Below are 18206 nucleotides of genomic sequence, written 5' to 3'. Positions count from 1 at the left end.
GGAGCTGTGGTGTAGAGGCCTAACATGCCTGCCTGTCACGCAGGAGACCGCGGGTTCGAATCCCGTCAGCTCCGCCATTTTCTAAAAATGTTAGGCTCGGTAGCTCAGTTGGTAGAGCAAAGGACTGAAAATCCTTGTGTCGGCGGTTCGATTCCGTCCCGAGCCACCATTTGAAAATTGAATACGCCGCTGTAGCTCAACTGGTAGAGCAACTGACTTGTAATCAGTAGGTTGGGGGTTCAAGTCCTCTCGGCGGCACCAGCTTTTCCGTGGAGGATTAGCGAAGTGGCCAAACGCAGCAGACTGTAAATCTGTTCTCTGACGAGTTCGGTGGTTCGAATCCATCATCCTCCACCAGTTTATAGGGGCATAGTTTAAAGGTAGAACAGCGGTCTCCAAAACCGTTAGTGTGGGTTCAATTCCTGCTGCCCCTGCCAGCATGGCGATCGTGGCGAAGTGGTTAACGCACCGGATTGTGGTTCCGGCATTCGGGGGTTCAATTCCCCTCGATCGCCCCATGTGTTTGTTGGGGATTAGCCAAGCGGTAAGGCAACGGACTTTGACTCCGTCATTCTCAGGTTCGATCCCTGAATCCCCAGCCATTTGCGGAAGTGGCTCAGCGGTAGAGCATCGCCTTGCCAAGGCGAGGGTCGCGGGTTCGATTCCCGTCTTCCGCTCCATTTTTATTGAGGCGCCATAGCCAAGTGGTAAGGCAAAGCTCTGCAAAAGCTTTACCCCCAGTTCGAGTCTGGGTGGCGCCTCCATTCTTTTTTGCTTGATGTGTGCCCTTAGCTCAGCTGGATAGAGCATTTGACTACGAATCAAAAGGTCAGGAGTTCGAATCTCTTAGGGCACGCCACAAGCGGATTTTTTTATTTTAAGAGCTCTTGTACGTTTATCTTTGCTGGTGTGGCGGAATGGCAGACGCGGCGGACTCAAAATCCGCTTCCGGAGACGGAGTGGGGGTTCGAGTCCCTTCACCAGCATCACGAATGAAACCCTTAGGAAAAATTTCCTAAGGGTTTTTTGTGCTTTTCGTAGGATATCTTCGGCAAGGTCAATGGAATTAAAATTATGAAATAAAAGTTAAATTTGAAATATTAATATGAAATTTATATTCAAATGATGAGGAGTTGATACTCGCCGGTTAGGCTGGAGGAAGACATAGCCATCACAAAGAGGAACAGGAAATCATTCGTTTCTAAGGGGGATTGAAAATGAGGGCAAGAAGCAGATCCGGCTATTCGATTCTGGTTGCGTTTCTGATCGTAGCCTTGCTGCAGCAAACGTGGGCTTTTCAAGCTTTTTCCGCTGAGCTAGAGCCTCAATATGGCCGCATTGTAGATTCACGGCAGCTGGACTTGGTCCCAGGCGCTCGGTATGTCTGGCAGGATGTAGAGGATCAGCGCGGCAGACAGAAGATCCATGCCGTCTCGTTCCGTCCCGGAACGGACGGGCTTGAGCTGCGGGCCGGACTGAAGGACGGAAAAGTATACGGAATGAAGGGCGTGACCGAGATGGCAGCCTATGCGGATAAGCCTGGGAATCGTGTCGTCGCTGGCATCAACGGCGATTTTTATGAGATATCCGGCTTTGCTACGGGCGTACCGAACGGGCTCTTTGTCGATGAAGGCCGGATTCTCAATAGCGGCATTTCGCCCTATGCATTCGGTCTCACGAGGGACGGCCGTTCATTGTACGGCTCGCCGAAGCTGACGAAAATGATCGAGATCAAGGGGGGCTCCTATGAGCTCACGAGCATCAACCGTCATCGGGATGTCGATCAGCTGGTCTTTTATACATCGGACTATTCTCAATCGACTCATACCTCTCCCGACGGGGACGAATATGTGCTGACGATACGGGAAGGGGAAGTGAAAAGCGGACAGCAGGTCAAGCTCCAGGTTGCCGAAGTCCGAACGGGAAAAGGCGACACGGCATTGACGGAAGGAACCGTCGTCTTATCCGCGTCCGGAACGGCAAGAGCCGTTGCCTCCGGGCTTAAGGCAGGAGACGAGGTCGTCGCTTCTTTCCTGCTGGACGGTCCTTGGCAGGAGGCGGAGCTGATCATCGGCGGAACCGGACCGCTCGTAAAAGATGGCGTCGTCCAAGCCGACGTCGGTCCGGCAGGCGTCCATCCACGGACCGCTATCGGCACCAAGGCCGACGGCAGCGTCGTCCTGTTCGAGGTCGACGGCAGAGCGCCTGGCTTCAGCGAGGGCGTCGAGACGACCGAACTGGGCGGCATGATGAAGGATATGGGCATCGTGCAGGCGATGAATCTGGACGGGGGAGGATCATCGACGTTTATTGCCCGCATGCCGGGAACATCTAAAGCGGTCATGATGAACCGCGGATCGGACGGGTTCGAGCGCAAGACCGGCAATGGGCTGCTGCTTGTCAGCACGGCGCCAGAAACCGGGATCGCGGCGAGTCTGGCGGTACAGCCTTCGGCCGAGCGGATTTTGGCCGGCTCGTCGCTGGCCTTCACAGCCGCAGGCGTGGATGAGAACGGCCATCCTGCTCCAATGGCAGGCGAGCCTGTCTGGAGCAGCGAGGGCGGAATCGGAACGATCGGAAGCGACGGCAAGCTCCAGGCGGGGACGAGCGCGGGCAGCGGGTTGGTCCGAGCGGCATCCGGGCAAGCGAGCGGTACGGCTCAGGTCGAGGTAGTGGACGTCTTGACCGGCCTGGAGTTCCCCGACAAGGCGAGGACGTTTTCCAGCGGGGCCAAGGAAAAGCTCGCTGTTCGGGCGCTGAGAGACGGGCAGGTCATCCAAGCCGACAACCGGAGCCTGCAGTGGAGAGTGGAAGGCGATATCGGCACGATCGACGCGGAGGGGGTCTTTGCCGCTGCGGAAGAAACGGGCGTGCACGGCAAGATCGTCGCCAGCTACAGCGGCATCGAAGCGACCATGGACGTCAGCGTCGGCGTTCCGCCGGCTCTGCTGGAGACGTTCGAGCAGGGCTTGTCCGCGTATCAGGCATCCGGCGCCGCGTTCAATTCGGTGGAAATCGCCGAGACGTCCGATCCCGACTTCGTCCGCAGCGGGCAGAAGTCGCTCAAGCTGGATTACGACTTCACGGGCAAAACCGGCACGTCAGGGGCCTACCTGAGCGCCGTATCTCAAGAGACGCGGATCCAGGTGCCGGGCTACCCGGAAAAGATCAGCATGTGGGTATACGGAGACGGAAAGAAGCACTGGCTGCGCGGGCAGCTGAGGGACGGCAACAACGCGGCGGTGGCGATTGACTTCACCGATCAAGGAATCGGCGTCGATTGGACGGGCTGGCGCTATGTCGAAGCCGCGGTGCCGAAGGGCAAGACGCTTCCGTTCACGATGGACATGCCCGTCCGATATATGGAGACGAAAAATACGAACAAAACGGCAGGCACGCTCTACATCGACGACATCCGCGCCGTCTACGGTCCGCTGGAAGAGGACCGCGAGCCCCCGGCGCTCCTAAAGGCTTCGCCGGCTGCCAATGAGAGAGTGTCCACGCCGACGCCGATGATCTCCGTGACGGCAGAAGATGCCGGCTACGATCCGGTCCAGCATCCGGGAACGACGCTGATCGATCCGGAGTCGATCCGGGTCTATGTCGATGACCAGAAGGTCGAGCATGGCTTGTACCCTCCCAAGGGCGAGATTTCCTACAAGCCGCGAGAGCCGTTGGCGGAAGGACGGCATAAGGTCAAAGTGGCGGTCCGGGACCTGGCCGGCAACCAGACGATCCAAACCTGGTCTTTCAGCGTCAATCTGGGCTCGCCGTATTACGAATATGGCACTTCGGAGGAACTTCATCCTGGCGGAACCTACGCGGTGGAGGTTCGGGCCGAAAAAGCGTCCAAGCTGATGGAAGGGCATATCGCCTTCCGCTTCGATCCGAATGCGGCCGGAGGCTTGCAGGTGCGGCGCTCCGACAAGGTGTCGGAGCAGCAGCTGGAGACAACGGTAGACGAGGAACAAGGCGTAGTTCGCTTGAACTTCAAGCAATTGCATGAGGCGGGACTGTCCGATGAGGATTCGATCGCCTCGATCCTGTACACGGTGGACAGCGGCTATATCGGTCCCCACACGCTGGAGGAAGCGAAGGGAGAGCTGGCGCGTCCGTTTGCAATCCGCTTCGAGTCGGGCTCCGTCCGATCGACGGAAGGCGAAGGCAAGACGATCGAATTCGCCGGACCGGACATTGAGGCGCTCGTGCGTCCGGAGCTTTCCTTGGCTTGGCAGCCGCATGAGATCGCGCTTGGGGAGCCTGCGGAATTCACCGTCCTGAGGCAAGGGGCGGCGGTGCCGGATGCGAGGCTGCTCTTGAACGGCATTGAAGTGAGCGACGGCTCTGCAGAAGAGGGCGGCATCATCCGCAGCCTCGAAGCTGCGGCCAAGGCGGGAACCTACACGCTGCAAGCCGTGTCGGGCACATCGTACAGCGCGCTGCTGCGCTATACGGTCGCGCCCCCGGCAGGCTCTTCGGCGCCGCAAAATGTAAATGTCACGGTCGGAGAGGACGCCGCGACGGAGCGGCTGTTCGCTTGGCAGACGTCCCCGGAGACGAAGGGCACGGTCGTCGAGCTGGCGGAGCGGGAGGCGTTCGAGGGCTTCGATAAAGGCGCGGTCCAGCGGATCGAAGGAACGTCGAGCCTGTATACGACGGACAACGACGGCACCCTCCGCTTGCACCGGGCTCGGTCCGCCCATCTGGAGCCGGATACCGAGTATGCCTACCGGGTCGGAGACGGACACGGAGCCTGGAGCTCCGAAGGCTCGTTCCGCACGAGCGGGGACAAGGGAGCGACGACTCGATTGCTGTTTTTCGGCGACTCGCAGGCGGGCGATCAGGCCGGCTTCAAGCTTTGGGGCGATACGCTCAAGCGGGCGCTGGCGGACGTGCCGGATACGGATCTGATCCTTCATGCCGGCGATATGGTGGACAAAGGCTTTGAGCAGGAGCAGTGGAACTGGTGGTTCAGCGAAGCCGGCGAAGCGCTCCGCACGACGACGCTCGTGCCGGTCATCGGCAATCACGAGGTCATGGGCACGAACGGAAGCGGCGACTTCCGGGCGCAGTTCCAGACGCCGGACAACGGGGCTTCGGCAGCTCGGGGAACGAGCTATTCCTTTGACATCAAGGATACCCATGTCGTCGTCCTCGATACCGAGCAGGCCGATGCCGGGCTCAAGGAGCAAGCGGAATGGCTGGATCGCGACCTGGCCGGCTCCGAGGCGAAATGGACGGTGCTCGTGTTCCATCAAGGTCCTTACGGCAGCATTTATTCGAATGAGAAGGTCCAGCAGCTGTGGGTGCCTGTCATCGACAAGCATGAGGTCGACCTCGTGCTGAACGGACATGACCACATCTATATGAGAAGCTACCCGATGAGGGGCGGGCAGATCGCGGCGGAAGAGGACGGCACCCGCTACGTCATCGGCGGCTCTTCCGGACCGAAGTTCTATGCCTGGACGGAGCGCATGTGGCAGGAGAAGATTTTTGATGGAGACGAGCAGATCTATACGTCGATCGTTATCGGCGAAAAGGAGATCCAGCTGACGGCGAAAAAGCTGGACGGAAGCATCGTCGACACGCTGCGCATTCCAAGCCGCGAGGCGGAGAAGCCGGCCTCGCTGCGGCTGACGGGCAAGCTGCAGCTGAAGCCGGGAGAAACGGATGCCGTCGTGACCGAGGCGGTGTACGCCTCCGGCCGCGTGCAAGCGGTTCGGGAAGGCGTCGCGTACTCCAGCTCGAATGAGCGGGTCGCGACAATCGACCGCGACGGAATCGTCACGGCGCTGCAGGCAGGCCGCGCTGTCGTGCAGGCCGAGCATGGCGGCTTGACGGCGAGCTACGAGCTGGAAGTGACGGAGAAGGAGCCGACGCTCGCGTCGATCCGGCTCCAAGGACCGCGCAAGCTGGCTCCGGGAGAAAGCGCCGTGTTGGTTACCGAAGCGGTATACAGCGACGGGCTTCGTTATGAGCTGAAGGGAGTCGAGTACGGCACGGACCATCCGTCCGTGGCGATCGTCCAAGACGGCTATCTGAAGGCGGTAGGAGCCGGCCGGACGGTCGTGACCGCCGTCTACGGAGAATGGCGAGACCGGTACGAGCTGGAGGTTGCAAGCCCGGCATCGCCTTCGCCGGAGCCTTCGCCGACGCCGAGCCCGAGTCCGGATCCGAGCCCGGATCCGACTCCAGCGCCAAGCGTTCCGGCATTGCCGACGCCGCGTCCAGGCGGCGACCCGACCCCGACGCCGACGCCGTCGTCGGATGTGCTGGTGCTGACGGAAGAACAGCTGCGAGGAGCGGGGCAGGAGGAGAGCCGCGTCGTCGTGAGCGTTTCGGACTGGCCAAGCCGGATCGCGTTCCCGGACCGGGCTGGCGAGCTGCTGGACGGGCGGACGCTGCAGATCCAATCGAGCCGGATCCGCGTCTCGATTCCAGCGGACACGCTCCGCAAGCTGCAGAGCCGGCTGCCGGGAGATGAATCCGCCGCCGCGGGCGCGAGCCTCGTGCTGACATCCCTCCCGCAGGATGCGGAAAAGCTGCTGGCCGCCGCCGCGGTACGCTACAACGCCCGGGTGCAGGCCGCGGGCGAGCTGCGGGAATGGTCGCTGGCGCTAGTCGGCCAAGACGGCCGGACGATCGCCGAATCGGATCAGCCGATCGGAGTGGAGCTGCTTCAGGAAGGAGCTGATCCGCAGCGGACAGGCCTTTATCGGCTGTTGCCGGACGGAACGCTTCGCTTCGAAGGGGCCGCGGCAGGCTCCTGGGCTTCCATGAAGCTGGAGGAAGCCGGCGTATACGGAATGCTTCTATTCGAACGGTCCTATACGGATGTGAAGGCCGGCCATTGGGCCGAGGGAGCGATCCATTCCTTGACGGCGAGGCTGATCGTGCAGGGCGTTGGCGGACAGGCGTTCGAGCCGGGGCGGAGCGTGACCCGCGCCGAGTTCGCGGCGATGCTGGCCCGCGCTCTAAGGCTGGAGCCGAGCGACGGAGAAGCGGGCTATGCGGACGTTTCGCCGGACAGCTGGCATGCCGCCGAGATCGCGCAGGTCCGGCAGGCTGGACTGACGATGGGCTCGGCTGCCGGGCGGTTTGAGCCGGACCGTGCGATCATGCGCCAGGAAATGGCCGCCATGCTGGTCCGCGCCTACGCGCATCGAACGGAGCGGCCGCTCCCGGACGCGCCAGCGGACGCGGGCTTCCGCGATACGGCCAAGCTGGCGGCTTGGGCCAAGCAGGCGATCGGCCAGGCTGACTCGCTCGGATTGATCGAGGGGGCCGGCGACGGCCGGTTCCTGCCGGTCGCGAGCGGGACGCGGGCCGAGGCGGTCGTTTTGATTCAGCGGCTCCTGGACCTGCTGGAGGCGATCGAACAGGATTGACGAAGGGGCGCCCGCCGGGGCGCCTTTTCTGCTTGTCCTGCCAGGTCCGGGAAGCCCCCGGACAGCGGGTGGAGGAAGCCCCCGACCTGAGTCCAGGTCGAGAAACGTTCCGAGGTCCGTTTTGGGAAATGCGCGTCTGACCTAGAATAAAGACATGAAGAAAACGACCTAAGGTCCGGAAGGCGGTGACAATCAACGATGAAAAAGAATTCGACGGTAGGCTTAGTCTTGATTGCGGCAGGGGTGCTCGTCGCAATGAAATTCCTGGGGCTCGGACATTTGATCAGCTGGGTCGTCTCGCTGCTGTTCCCTCTGATCCTGATCGGCCTCGGCTACATCGGATGGCGCAACGGCAATAAGCTGATCGGCGGCATTCTCGCCTTTATCGGCGTAATCATCCTGCTCGGCAAGCTGTCTGGCCTGTTCCTGCTGCTGCTGGCGATCGGCCTGATCGCATGGGGCGTATCGAAGCTCAAAGAAGGACGTACTTACTGACCGGATATCGCATCATAAGCGCCTGCTAAGGAGGAAGAATGGATGAGCATCATCAGAAGAGTTCGCGACATTACGCTCGCAACCTTGAACGAGCATCTTGAAAAAGCCGAGGATCCGGTCAAGCTGATCGACCAGTTCCTGTGGGCGACGCGGGAGGAGATCATTCAGTCCGAACGGCTGCACGCCAAGTACTCGACGCATGGCCAGCACCTGAAAATGCAATGGCTCCAGGCGGAGCAGCAGAAGGAAAAGAGAGAGCAGCAAGCAGTGACGGCGCTGAAAGCCGGAGAAGAGCAGCTGGCTCGCATCGCCCTTCACGAAAAGGCTTCGGCCGAGGAACGCTCCGCCCAATACCGCGACCTGTACGAGCAGAGCCGGCTCAATATGGAGGATCTGGAAAAGACGCTGCAGGAGATGCGCAGCGAGTATCAGATCGTATACGACAAGCGGGAATACTACTCGGCCCGCATGGAATCGCTCAAGCTGCAGCAGCGCATGAACTCGCGCTATGGCGCGGTCGGCTCCAGCGGCAAGCCGGAGGGCATGTTCCGCCGCCTGGACGACCGCATCAGCTGCCTGGAGCATGAAGCCCGCAGCCTGCGCGATCTCAGGCAGGGCGGCCCCGACTACGCCGGTCCGCAGCGCGGAGTCGGCAATCCCCAAGTCGAGCTGGAGCTGGAGCAGCTCAAACGGAAGCTAGGACAAGGAGGCTGACCGACATGAAGCAACTTTACCGGTCCAGACAAAAGAAGATCATGACCGGGCTCAGCGGCGGATTGTCCGATTACTTCAACGTCGATGTCAATCTGCTCCGCATCCTGATTATCATCCTGGCGATCTGCACGAGCGGAGCTGCGATCGTGGTCTACATTCTGGCGGCGCTCGTCATTCCGAAGGAGCCGCCCTACGATTCCTACCCGCCCGGAGGCTACGGATCCTATGGCGGATACGGCGGCCCGCAGCGTCCGGAGCAAGGCTACGGCTTCGATCCGCGCAGACGCCCGGAGGGTCCTCACGGCGGCCCGTACCGCAACCCGCCGCATTTCGGCGCCGGCGCGCATGATCCGGCATGGAAGGACGCTTCGGAGCCGACCGCGTCCGAGCTGGACAAAATGATGGACGATCTGGAGAAAAAGGCGCTCCGCAAGGAGCTGGACGATTTGAAAGCCAAACTCGCGAAATACGAGAAGGGAGAATGACAACATGGGTATTTTCAAACGGATGAAGGATATTACGAAGGCTTCGATGCATGAGGTGCTGGACAAGATGGAGGATCCGGTCATCATGCTCAACCAGTACCTGCGCGACATGGAGCAGGAGATCCACCAGGCGGAGGTCACCGTCGCCAAGCAGATGGCGAACGAGCGCCGCATGCAGCAGCGCTACGAGGAAGCTCAGCGCAGCGCGGCGGACCGCGACAGCAAGGCCGAGGCGGCTCTGCGCTCCGGACAGGAGGATCTGGCCCGCACGATGCTGGAGGAAAAGCTGTACTTCGACGAGAAGACCGAGGAATTCAGCCGCCTCCATGCGGAAGCCAAGGCTCAGGCCGATGAGCTGAAGCATCAGCTGTACGGCATGAAGGACGAATTCTACCAGCTGCGCAACAAGCGCAACGAGCTGGCGGCGCGCGCTCAAATGGCCAAGGCCAAGAAGCAGATGTCCCAGAGCTCTTCCGTCGGCCATATCGACTCGGGCACCGCTTCCCGCGGCTTCGGCCGCATGGAGGAGAAGATTCTTCGCCTGGAGGCGGAAGCCGATGTGCTCCGCACGCCTTACGGTCAAGGAACCGGCGGCTATCGCTCTGAGACGAAGCCGGAGAACCAGCTCAAGGTCGAGGAGCAGCTGCGTCTGCTCAAGAACAAGCTGAATCCGACGCCGCCGGCGGAAGAGCCGACGTCGACGGAATCCTAGGACGACAGGCGGAACGGGGGCCGAGACTCGCGGCTGCTCGTCCTGCGGCAGCCCCAACCGGACAGCTGAAGCTGACGGTTCGGGGCTTTTCTTTGGTTGAGTGGCTTCGTTGCGACGGCATGAGCTTGTTCCGACAGCTCGGGAAGCGTTAAAGTAGAGAAAGAGAGGGGGAGCTGAATTGTCCGCCAAGAAACCTCCGGGCAGCGAACGGGAGCCAAGCCGCCGCAACCGAATGGAAATTCTGCTGTGGCTGCTCATTTTGCTGGGCTTGCTGCTCATTTTGCTGCAAGGGCTCGGGTATGTGGAGTTTTTCGCGCTGCAGGGCAAGGCCGCTCTGTACGGACTGTCGATCATCGCGGTCGCGATGGCGGCGGCCGCGCTCAAGAGCTCGGTGCAGACGAGCAAGCTGAAGGAAGCGCTGCGCAAGCTCAATCAGCAGCAGGGGGCGCGGCGCAAGACGATTACGATTCCGTCGGCGAAGGATCACGACGAGCAAGACGAGCAAGAGGAGCAGGAGCGCGAGGAATGGCAGGAGCAGGTAAAGTTCACTGCGGTCATCGAAGAGCGCCAGCGTCTCGCTCGGGAGCTGCATGACGCGGTCAGCCAGCAGCTGTTCGCCATCTCCATGACGGCTACCGCCGTCAGCCGGACGATCGAAAAGGACTGGGAACGGGCGCGCCGCCAAGTGCAGCTGATCGAGGAGATGGCGGCGGTCGCCCAATCCGAGATGAGGGCGCTGCTGCTTCATCTGCGGCCGGTCCATCTCGACGGCAAGGATTTGGCGCAGGCGCTGGAGCGGCTCGTGTCGGAGCTGCAGGCGAAGGTGCCGATGGAGATCAGCATCCAGGTCGATCGGACGCTGCTGTTCCATCCCAATGCGGAGGACCATTTGTTCCGCATCGCGCAGGAGGCTCTTTCGAATACGCTGCGGCATGCCAAGGCGACCAAGATGGACATTTCGCTGAGACGGGACGGATCGATGGCCAAGCTGAGCTTCACCGACAACGGAATCGGATTCGATTTGGAAGAAAAGAAGCAGGCCTCTTACGGCTTGCTGACGATGGAGGAGCGCATCCATGAGCTGGGCGGACGGATCGCCGTCAATACGGCTCTGGGCGAGGGCACCGCGATCGAGATGTGGGTGCCGCTCGAGGATGGAAAGGGGATAGGAGCATGAGCAGAGCGTTAGACGTCGAAGGCCGGGAGGCATCGGCGATCCGGGTGCTGCTGGTCGACGATCATGAGATGGTGCGGATCGGACTGGCGGCGGTGCTGGATACCGAGGACGGCATCGAGGTCGTCGGCGAAGCGGGCAACGGCAAGGACGGGGTCCGCCTGGCCATGGCCTACAAGCCGGAGGTCGTGCTGATGGATCTCGTCATGGAGGAGATGGACGGCGTGGAGACGACCCGGCAGATCATGGAGCAGCTGCCGGAGACGAAGGTCATCGTGCTGACCAGCTATCTGGACGACAGCAAGCTGTACCCGGTCATCGAGGCGGGGGCGTTCAGCTATTTGCTGAAAACGTCGCGCGCCGGCGAGATCGCGGACGCGATCCGGGCCGCGTCCCGCGGACAGTCCGTGCTGGAGTCGCAGGTGGCGGCCAAGATGATGAACCGCTTCCGGCAGCCGAAGCCGTCCGCGCAAAAAGCTCCGCATGAGGAGCTTACGGAGCGGGAGATGGACGTGCTCAAGCTGGTCGCCCAGGGGCTGTCCAACCAGGACATCGCCGACCGGCTGTTCATCAGCATCAAGACCGTCAAGTTCCATGTGACGAACGTGCTGAACAAGCTTGGCGTAGAGGACCGCACGCAAGCCGCGATCTACGCGCACAAGCATGATTTGGCGCTCGACTGAACCGGCGCGGGCGACAGGCGGGCGGGCCGCATGGCCGACGCCCGCGCCGAAGCGGCGCCTGCCCCGCTCACAAAGAGGCGGCGCCTGCTTCGCGCGAGCGGGGCTTAGACGCTTTCGTGCAGCCGCCAGCCTTGCGGCGGCAGGAAGCTGCCCGGCGTCCCATACTCGTTGTACTGCGTATAGGGCAGCGTCAGCGCGTCGCTCAGCAGCGAGCGGGACGGCTGCGCCAGCAGCCCGGTCAGGATGTCCTCGGCGCAGGGGAGCAGGCCTTCCGCGCTGAACAGAGCGCGGAGCACGGAGTCCGGCCGCTCGTCGAGCAGGCGGCGCAGGGCGATCGAATCGAGCTGGAGCCTCCCTTTCCCGGCAGCCTCGGCAGGCTGGAATCCGGCTGCTGCGGCGGCAGGATGCGCAGCCAGGCGGCATAGCTCCGATTCAACGTCATCGCTCAACGTCGCGCTGTAGCGGAAGCCCAGCAGCAGCAGCGAGTTCCATCCGCTCTCAAGCCTGCGGACGGCCTCTCCAAGGCCGGGGACGTCCAGGACGCTTCTGCCATCCGCCAGATGGCGGCGGCGTTCCCGCAAGCGGCGGATGTCCAGGAGCTGAGCGGCCATCGCTTCCGACCAGGAAGCGGCCTCCGCGAGCGCTCTCTTCATATGACCTCCTGCTTCTCCATAGAGCAGGCTCCAGTCCGGAGCCCCAGAGGGCGCGGAGGTCTCCGGACGGATGGAGGCGGGCTGGATCGGCGCTGTCCGCTCGATCGAGCGGCGAGGGAAGATCCGTTGCAAGGGCTGGAGCATGGGAGGTCCTCCTTCCTGATGCGGAATGGAATGCTTTCCCTCTTTTACCCGGATCGATCGACGCGCCAAACAGCCTGCTCCCTTTTTTTCGAAAAGGAAGCAGGCTGATCCGCGCTGAGCCGGCCGAGTCCAGCTCCGTATCAGATGAGAAGCAGCAGAAAGGCCAGGGCGGCCAGGCTGACGCCGATCGCCGCGCCGAAGCCATACGGCGGAAATCCGCCAGGGTAGCCGCCGGGATAACCGCCGGGACCGCCCGGATAGCCGAAGCCCTGCGCTCCTCCCTCGGCCGCGCCGGGGCCGTAAGGATAGCCGGGACGGAACGGAAAAGCCTGCGTATGGGCTTCCGGCTCCAAGTCGGCCGACTTGGCGGCCTTGCCTTTTTTGCCCTTGACCTTAGACGGCTTGGCGGTCTTGGCGGCCGAAATGCCGGCGGACAGGAAGCGGCGGTCATGATGCTCCTCGCCGCCGTTCAAGAAAATATGGCCGTCGCGGCAGGCGGTAAGCATGCCGACATGGCGCGTGCCGTCCTTCAGGATCATGCATACGGGCATGCCGCAAAATTGCTTGATGTGGTCTTCGTGAAGCGGTCGAATCGGTTCCATGCTGCCAATCATCCTTTCTGACCGAAGTGGGGGATGGGATGATGCAGTATATTCACCTACGGGCGAATGCGCATGGTCAAATACCCAATTCGGATCATCCGAAAGGAGCGGATCGGATGCAAGCGAACGATTTGGAGCGGAAACGGCGGTCCAGGCAGGCTTTCGGGCTGGGGGCGGCGGCGCTGCTGCTCGCCGTGCTGGCCCTCTACTCGTCTTCCCGCGGGGCGGGGACGCCAGGGTGGGGAGTGCCCGACAAGCCGGCGAGCGCGAGCCAGCTCGTGTCGGCGTCGACGGGCGATCTGGGCCGGCTCTGGCAATGGGCCGATGCGGAGTTCAGCGGCGGCGCGGCCGGCGGCAGCTGGGGACTTCGCTGGCTCGTCCCGGAGCTGACGGAGACGCAGGCGAAGCAGCTGCGGACGCAGCTGGCCGGCGTCGATGCGGCTTCCGTGCCTTCCACGGATGAAAGGGGAGCGGAATCGGGCATTCTATGGAAAGCGGAGCGGACGGACGAAACGGGCCGCTGGCTCGTCTCCGCGCTGCGGAGCGGCAGCGGGGAAGGAGAGATGGAAGCCGTCATCCGGCTGGCAGCGGCGCAGCCCGCTTCCAAGCCGTCGCTGGAGCGCGCGCAAGCGCGGGTGCTCGGCGTCCTGCGCGGCGCCGGCGTGGACGACGCGGCCGCGCTCCTGTCGATTCAGGCAAGCGGGAAAGGGCTGCGGGAGGACAGCGCCGAGCGCATCCTCGCCGCTGCCGAGGCGCGGCGGCTGGACAAGTACGAGGACGAGGCGACGATCGTGTCGACCTACGCCACCGACCGCCTGGAGGGTTCCGTCAGCCTGGAGGCTGATGATGGCTCGGAGCGGGCGAACCTGCAGCTGGCGCAGTCCAAGCCGGGAAACAAACCAGGCGCAGCCATCACGATCGGCGTGCCTTTATTGACGGGCGAGGCCGGCCGGCCCTAGGCGGACGCAGCCGCCATGCTTCGATGCTTGCCGAACGTGAAGGGCCCATGAAGATTGGGTGAGATCAATAGCCGCGCCCTGCACGATATGATACACTACATACCATATCGAACCGATCCAACCAAATTCATGACGAAAGAATGAGGAACATGAACTACTCTAACAAACAGGAACTGACAGCCGCCGAAGGCGCGGTCTACTATCTGTTCGGAGCCACAGGCGATCTGGCGAGGAGGAAGCTGTTCCCGGCGCTCTTTTCCCTATATAAAGAAGGCAAGCTGGCGGAGAACTTCGCGGTCGTCGGCCTCGCCCGCCGTCCTCGCGACAACGGCCAGTTCCGCCAGGACATATTCGAGTCGATCCAGGAGTTCTGCCGGTACAAGCCGTCCGATCCGGAGCTGTGGAGCCGGTTCGCCGATCATTTCGTCTACATGCCGCTGGACATCCACAACGTGGACGGCTTCCGCGAGCTGAACCGGCTGTCCGGCGAGCTCGACCAGAAGTTCGGCATCAACGGCAACCGCCTGTTCTACCTCGCGCTGGCGCCGGAGCTGTTCGGTCCGGTCTCGTTCAACCTGCGGGACGGAGGGCTGCTCGAGTCCGCCGGCTGGCATAAGCTCGTCATCGAAAAGCCGTTCGGCTATGACCTGAAGTCGGCGCGCGAGCTGAACAGCCAGCTGAGCCAGGTGTTCAAGGAAGAAGAGGTGTACCGGATCGACCACTATCTCGGCAAGGAGATGGTGCAGAACATCCAGGTGCTGCGCTTCGCCAACCAGATGTTCGAGCCGCTCTGGAACAAGAACCATATCGCCAACGTGCAGATCACGCTGTCGGAGACGGTCGGCGTCGAGGAGCGCGGCGGCTACTACGACCACTCCGGAGCGCTGCGGGACATGGGCCAGAACCATATCCTGCAGATGATCACGATGATCGCGATGGAGCCGCCGGGACGCCTTCATCCGGAGAGCCTGCGCGACGAAAAGGTCAAGGTGCTCCGCTCGCTGCGCCAGTTCGCCGGCAGCGACGAGGTGCGCGAGCGCGTCGTGCGCGCGCAGTACCGCGCAGGCAGCAGCAAGGTCAAGGAGCTGCCGGGCTACCGGCAGGAGGACAAGGTCGATCCCGAGTCGACGACGGAGACGTACTTCGCCGCCAAGGTGTTTGTGGACAACTTCCGCTGGGCGGGCGTGCCGTTCTACATCCGCACGGGCAAGCGGCTGCCGGTCAAGACGACGGAAGTCGTGATCGAGTTCAAAAACGTGCCGGACAACGTGCTGTTCGCCAAGCGGCATCAGCTCGCTCCGAACCTGCTCGTCATACGCGTCAATCCGATGGAGGGCATCTACCTCAAGATCAACGCCAAGCGGCCGGGCTCCGACAACGAGGTGCAGCCGGTCGCGATGGAGTTCTGCCAAAGCTGCCAGATCGGCATCAATACGCCGGAAGCGTACGAGCTGCTCCTCTACGACGCCGCTCGCGGCGACTCCACATACTTCACCCGCTGGGACGAAGTCGCGGCCGCTTGGACGTTCGTCGACCGCATCGCCGCCGCATGGCGCGAGTCCGACGGCGATCTCCGCTCGTATGCGGCCGGCTCCTGGGGGCCGGAAGAAGCGGATCGCCTGCTGCAGCAGGACGGATTCTTCTGGTGGCCGGTCAACGGCCAGGCCGAAGACAACGTCGTCTGGATCAGCGGCGGCGGCAGCTGATTCGACCGATTCTTCATATCCATCGCCATTCCAATCCTGTTCGGGCATCCGGACAGGATTTGAGGCGTTTTGGCCCGTCTATTCCTTCTCGCGAAAGGGGATTCCTATGTTCAAGATCTACGACATCTCCATGACGGTCCAGCCCGGCATGGCCGTATGGGGCCGCGCTCCCGAAAAGCAGCCGGAGCTGCGCACGCTCAGCCCGCATCCTCCGGACAAGGACGGCGTCTACGAATCCGAGCTGCGGCTCGGCCTCCATACCGGCACGCATCTCGACGCTCCGCTGCATATGCTGGCGGACGGCGATACGATCGAGACGATCGGCCTCGAGGAGCTGGTGGGAAGCGCGCGGGTCGTCGACTTGACGGCCGTGCGCGACGGCATCGGACGCGCCGATCTGGAGCCGCTCGGCCTCGTCCGGGGCGACTGGGTGCTGTTCAAGACGATCAACTCCGAGACGGAAACGTTCGAGGACGACTTTATCTACTTGCGCGAAGATGGCGCTCGGTATTTAATTGAAGTAGGGGTTCGAGGCATCGGCACGGACGCGCTCGGCATCGAGCGCTCGCAGCCGGAATTTCCGACGCATCGGCTGCTGTTCCGCAACCGCATCCTGATTGTGGAGGGCCTCAGGCTCAAGGAGGTCGCCGCCGGAACCTACTTCATGGTCATCGCTCCGCTCAAGCTGAGCGGGATCGAGGCCGCGCCCGCGCGGGCGCTGCTGATCGGTTCATGACAGAGGGGAACAAGCCGATGCTGCATCCGATCTGAGTTTTCCGGCCATCCGCCAACGGAGAGCGACGCACAAGTCGGAGCCTGACGATAAATTGCACGAAGCAAGGAGAAGTCAATGACGAAGCAACTTATGGAAGAGATTCAACACGAAGTCGACAAGAGGCGGACGTTCGCCATCATTTCCCACCCTGACGCCGGCAAGACGACGCTGACCGAGAAGCTGCTGCTGTTCGGCGGCGCGATCCGCGAGGCGGGGTCCGTCAAGGCCCGCAAGGCAAGCAAGCACGCGACCTCCGACTGGATGGAGATCGAGAAGCAGCGCGGCATCTCGGTCACGTCCTCGGTGATGCAGTTCGATTACAAAGGGCATCGCGTCAACATCCTGGATACGCCGGGCCACCAGGACTTCAGCGAGGACACGTACCGCACGCTGACGGCCGCGGACAGCGCGGTCATGCTCATCGACGTCGCCAAGGGCGTCGAGGCGCAGACGATCAAGCTGTTCCAGGTATGCCGCCGGCGCGGCATTCCGATCTTCACGTTCATCAACAAGCTGGACCGCGAAGGGCAGAGCCCGTTCGACCTGATGGAGGAGCTCGAGCGCGTGCTCGGCATCCGCAGCGTGCCGATGAACTGGCCGATCGGCATGGGCCGCGAGCTGTGCGGCGTCTATGACCGCATGAAGGACCAGGTCGAGCTGTTCCAGGGCAACGACCACTCGACGATCGAGGTGCGCAAGGTCGGCGGCTTCCGCGATCCGGTCATCCGCGAGATGGCGGGCGACTATTTGGCCGACCAGCTGGAGCAGGACCTGGAGCTGCTCGATGTCGCGGGCGACCCGTTCGACTTCGAGAAGGTGCGAGCCGGCGAGCTGACGCCGGTGTTCTTCGGCAGCGCGGTCAACAACTTCGGCGTGCAGACGTTCCTGGAGAACTTCCTGCAGCTGGCGCCCAAGCCGACGCCGCGCAACAGCACGAGCGGACCGGTGGAGCCGACGAGCGAGAAGTTCAGCGGCTACGTGTTCAAGATCCAGGCCAACATGAATCCGGCGCACCGCGACCGGATCGCGTTCCTGCGCATCGTCTCCGGCCGCTTCGAGCGCGGCATGAGCGTCAAGCATGTGCGCATGGGCAAGGACATCAAGCTCGCCCAGCCGCAGCAGTTCCTCGCCCAGGACCGCGACATCGTCGAGGCGGCTTATCCGGGCGACATCATCGGCCTGTTCGATCCCGGCATCTTCCGGATCGGCGACTCGCTCGCGATGACCAAGGAGCTCGAGTTCGACGAGCTGCCGACGTTTTCGCCGGAAATTTTCGCCAAGGTATCCATCAAGAACGCGCTCAAGAAAAAGCAGTACGAGAAGGGCCTCGACCAGCTGACCGAAGAGGGCACGATCCAGGTGTTCACGACGGCGGGCGGCTTCGAGGACACGATTCTCGGCGTCGTCGGCCAGCTGCAGTTCGAGGTGTTCGAATACCGCATGAAGGGCGAGTACGGCGTCGACGTCATCCTGCAGCGGATGCCGTTCCAGTTCGCCCGCTGGATCGTCGACGACAATATCGATCCGTCCAAGTACCGCATCAACTCGACGCTCGTGAAGGACAAAAAGGGCAACTATGTCGCGCTCTTCGAGAACGAGTACGCGATGCGCACGGCCATGGACAAAAATCCGACCTCGAAATTCCTCGAGACCGCTCCTTAATGGAGCGGTTTTTTTTGCGCTCGCTCGATGTCGCGATTTCGCATTGACAGCTGA

13 protein-coding genes and 11 tRNA genes are annotated in these 18206 nt (G+C 62.2%); 22 read left to right on the top strand and 2 right to left on the bottom strand.

Annotation, left to right across the window (positions count from 1 at the left end; translation table 11 throughout):
* From H582_RS0120395 to H582_RS0120310, 18 genes are all read left to right on the top strand, one after another.
* Positions 1-77: transfer RNA gene (locus tag H582_RS0120395), tRNA-Asp, on the top strand.
* Positions 78-93: 16 nt separating this feature from the next.
* Positions 94-169: transfer RNA gene (locus tag H582_RS0120390), tRNA-Phe, on the top strand.
* Positions 170-185: 16 nt separating this feature from the next.
* Positions 186-261, top strand: a tRNA-Thr gene (locus H582_RS0120385).
* Between the two features lie 10 nt (positions 262-271).
* A tRNA-Tyr gene (locus H582_RS0120380) sits at positions 272-357 on the top strand.
* Positions 358-363: 6 nt separating this feature from the next.
* Positions 364-437 (top strand) — tRNA-Trp (locus H582_RS0120375).
* 5 nt (positions 438-442) lie between these two features.
* Positions 443-518, top strand: a tRNA-His gene (locus H582_RS0120370).
* 9 nt (positions 519-527) lie between these two features.
* Positions 528-602 (top strand) — tRNA-Gln (locus H582_RS0120365).
* Between the two features lie 3 nt (positions 603-605).
* Positions 606-680: transfer RNA gene (locus tag H582_RS0120360), tRNA-Gly, on the top strand.
* Positions 681-690: 10 nt separating this feature from the next.
* Positions 691-764, top strand: a tRNA-Cys gene (locus H582_RS0120355).
* Between the two features lie 18 nt (positions 765-782).
* Positions 783-859: transfer RNA gene (locus H582_RS0120350), tRNA-Arg, on the top strand.
* 44 nt (positions 860-903) lie between these two features.
* Positions 904-986 (top strand) — tRNA-Leu (locus H582_RS0120345).
* A gap of 708 nt (positions 987-1694) precedes the next feature.
* On the top strand, positions 1695-7388 hold the full coding sequence (locus tag H582_RS0120340) for a phosphodiester glycosidase family protein (RefSeq protein ID WP_164820140.1): 5694 nt from the start codon (positions 1695-1697) through the stop codon (positions 7386-7388).
* Between the two features lie 198 nt (positions 7389-7586).
* Entirely contained in the window at positions 7587-7883 is a 297-nt protein-coding gene (locus H582_RS0120335; RefSeq protein ID WP_028600022.1) for a LiaF transmembrane domain-containing protein, read from the top strand.
* A 42-nt stretch (positions 7884-7925) separates the two neighbouring features.
* Positions 7926-8597 carry a PspA/IM30 family protein gene (locus tag H582_RS0120330; RefSeq protein ID WP_028600021.1) on the top strand — a complete coding sequence of 224 codons (672 nt, stop codon included), beginning with the start codon at positions 7926-7928 and terminating at the stop codon, positions 8595-8597.
* A gap of 5 nt (positions 8598-8602) precedes the next feature.
* Positions 8603-9082 (top strand): PspC domain-containing protein, encoded by a 480-nt coding sequence (locus H582_RS0120325; protein WP_028600020.1) that lies wholly within the window; start codon positions 8603-8605, stop codon positions 9080-9082.
* Between the two features lie 4 nt (positions 9083-9086).
* The gene (locus tag H582_RS0120320; RefSeq protein WP_028600019.1) at positions 9087-9794 is read left to right on the top strand and encodes a PspA/IM30 family protein; all 708 of its coding nucleotides are present in this window, start codon (positions 9087-9089) and stop codon (positions 9792-9794) included.
* Positions 9795-9972: 178 nt separating this feature from the next.
* Positions 9973-10971 (top strand): sensor histidine kinase, encoded by a 999-nt coding sequence (locus H582_RS0120315; protein ID WP_028600018.1) that lies wholly within the window; start codon positions 9973-9975, stop codon positions 10969-10971.
* Positions 10968-11651 (top strand): response regulator, encoded by a 684-nt coding sequence (locus tag H582_RS0120310; protein ID WP_028600017.1) that lies wholly within the window; start codon positions 10968-10970, stop codon positions 11649-11651. The genes H582_RS0120315 and H582_RS0120310 overlap by 4 nt, the downstream gene beginning before the upstream one ends.
* 104 nt (positions 11652-11755) lie before the next feature.
* Here H582_RS0120310 and H582_RS0120305 read toward each other — a convergent pair whose 3' ends face one another.
* Positions 11756-12448, bottom strand: a complete 693-nt coding sequence (locus tag H582_RS0120305; RefSeq protein WP_028600016.1) for a hypothetical protein — start codon at positions 12446-12448, stop codon at positions 11756-11758.
* Positions 12449-12588: 140 nt separating this feature from the next.
* Positions 12589-13050, bottom strand: a complete 462-nt coding sequence (locus H582_RS0120300; RefSeq protein ID WP_101808767.1) for a hypothetical protein — start codon at positions 13048-13050, stop codon at positions 12589-12591.
* A gap of 116 nt (positions 13051-13166) precedes the next feature.
* Here H582_RS0120300 and H582_RS0120295 point away from each other — a divergent pair, with 116 nt between their 5' ends.
* The 4 genes from H582_RS0120295 (at position 13167) to H582_RS0120280 (ending at position 18152) form a co-directional block, all read left to right on the top strand.
* Positions 13167-14009, top strand: a complete 843-nt coding sequence (locus H582_RS0120295) for a hypothetical protein (protein ID WP_028600014.1) — start codon at positions 13167-13169, stop codon at positions 14007-14009.
* Positions 14010-14158: 149 nt separating this feature from the next.
* The gene (gene zwf / locus H582_RS0120290; RefSeq protein ID WP_127464447.1) at positions 14159-15715 is read left to right on the top strand and encodes a glucose-6-phosphate dehydrogenase; all 1557 of its coding nucleotides are present in this window, start codon (positions 14159-14161) and stop codon (positions 15713-15715) included.
* A 106-nt stretch (positions 15716-15821) separates the two neighbouring features.
* Entirely contained in the window at positions 15822-16451 is a 630-nt protein-coding gene (locus H582_RS0120285; protein ID WP_028600012.1) for a cyclase family protein, read from the top strand.
* Positions 16452-16565: 114 nt separating this feature from the next.
* Entirely contained in the window at positions 16566-18152 is a 1587-nt protein-coding gene (locus H582_RS0120280; protein WP_028600011.1) for a peptide chain release factor 3, read from the top strand.
* Positions 18153-18206: the final 54 nt, after the last annotated feature.

It is taken from the genome of Paenibacillus pasadenensis DSM 19293, from assembly GCF_000422485.1.
Classification (GTDB): Bacteria; Bacillota; Bacilli; order Paenibacillales; family Paenibacillaceae; genus Paenibacillus_O; species Paenibacillus_O pasadenensis.
This window is presented reverse-complemented; position numbering and strand designations above follow the sequence as displayed.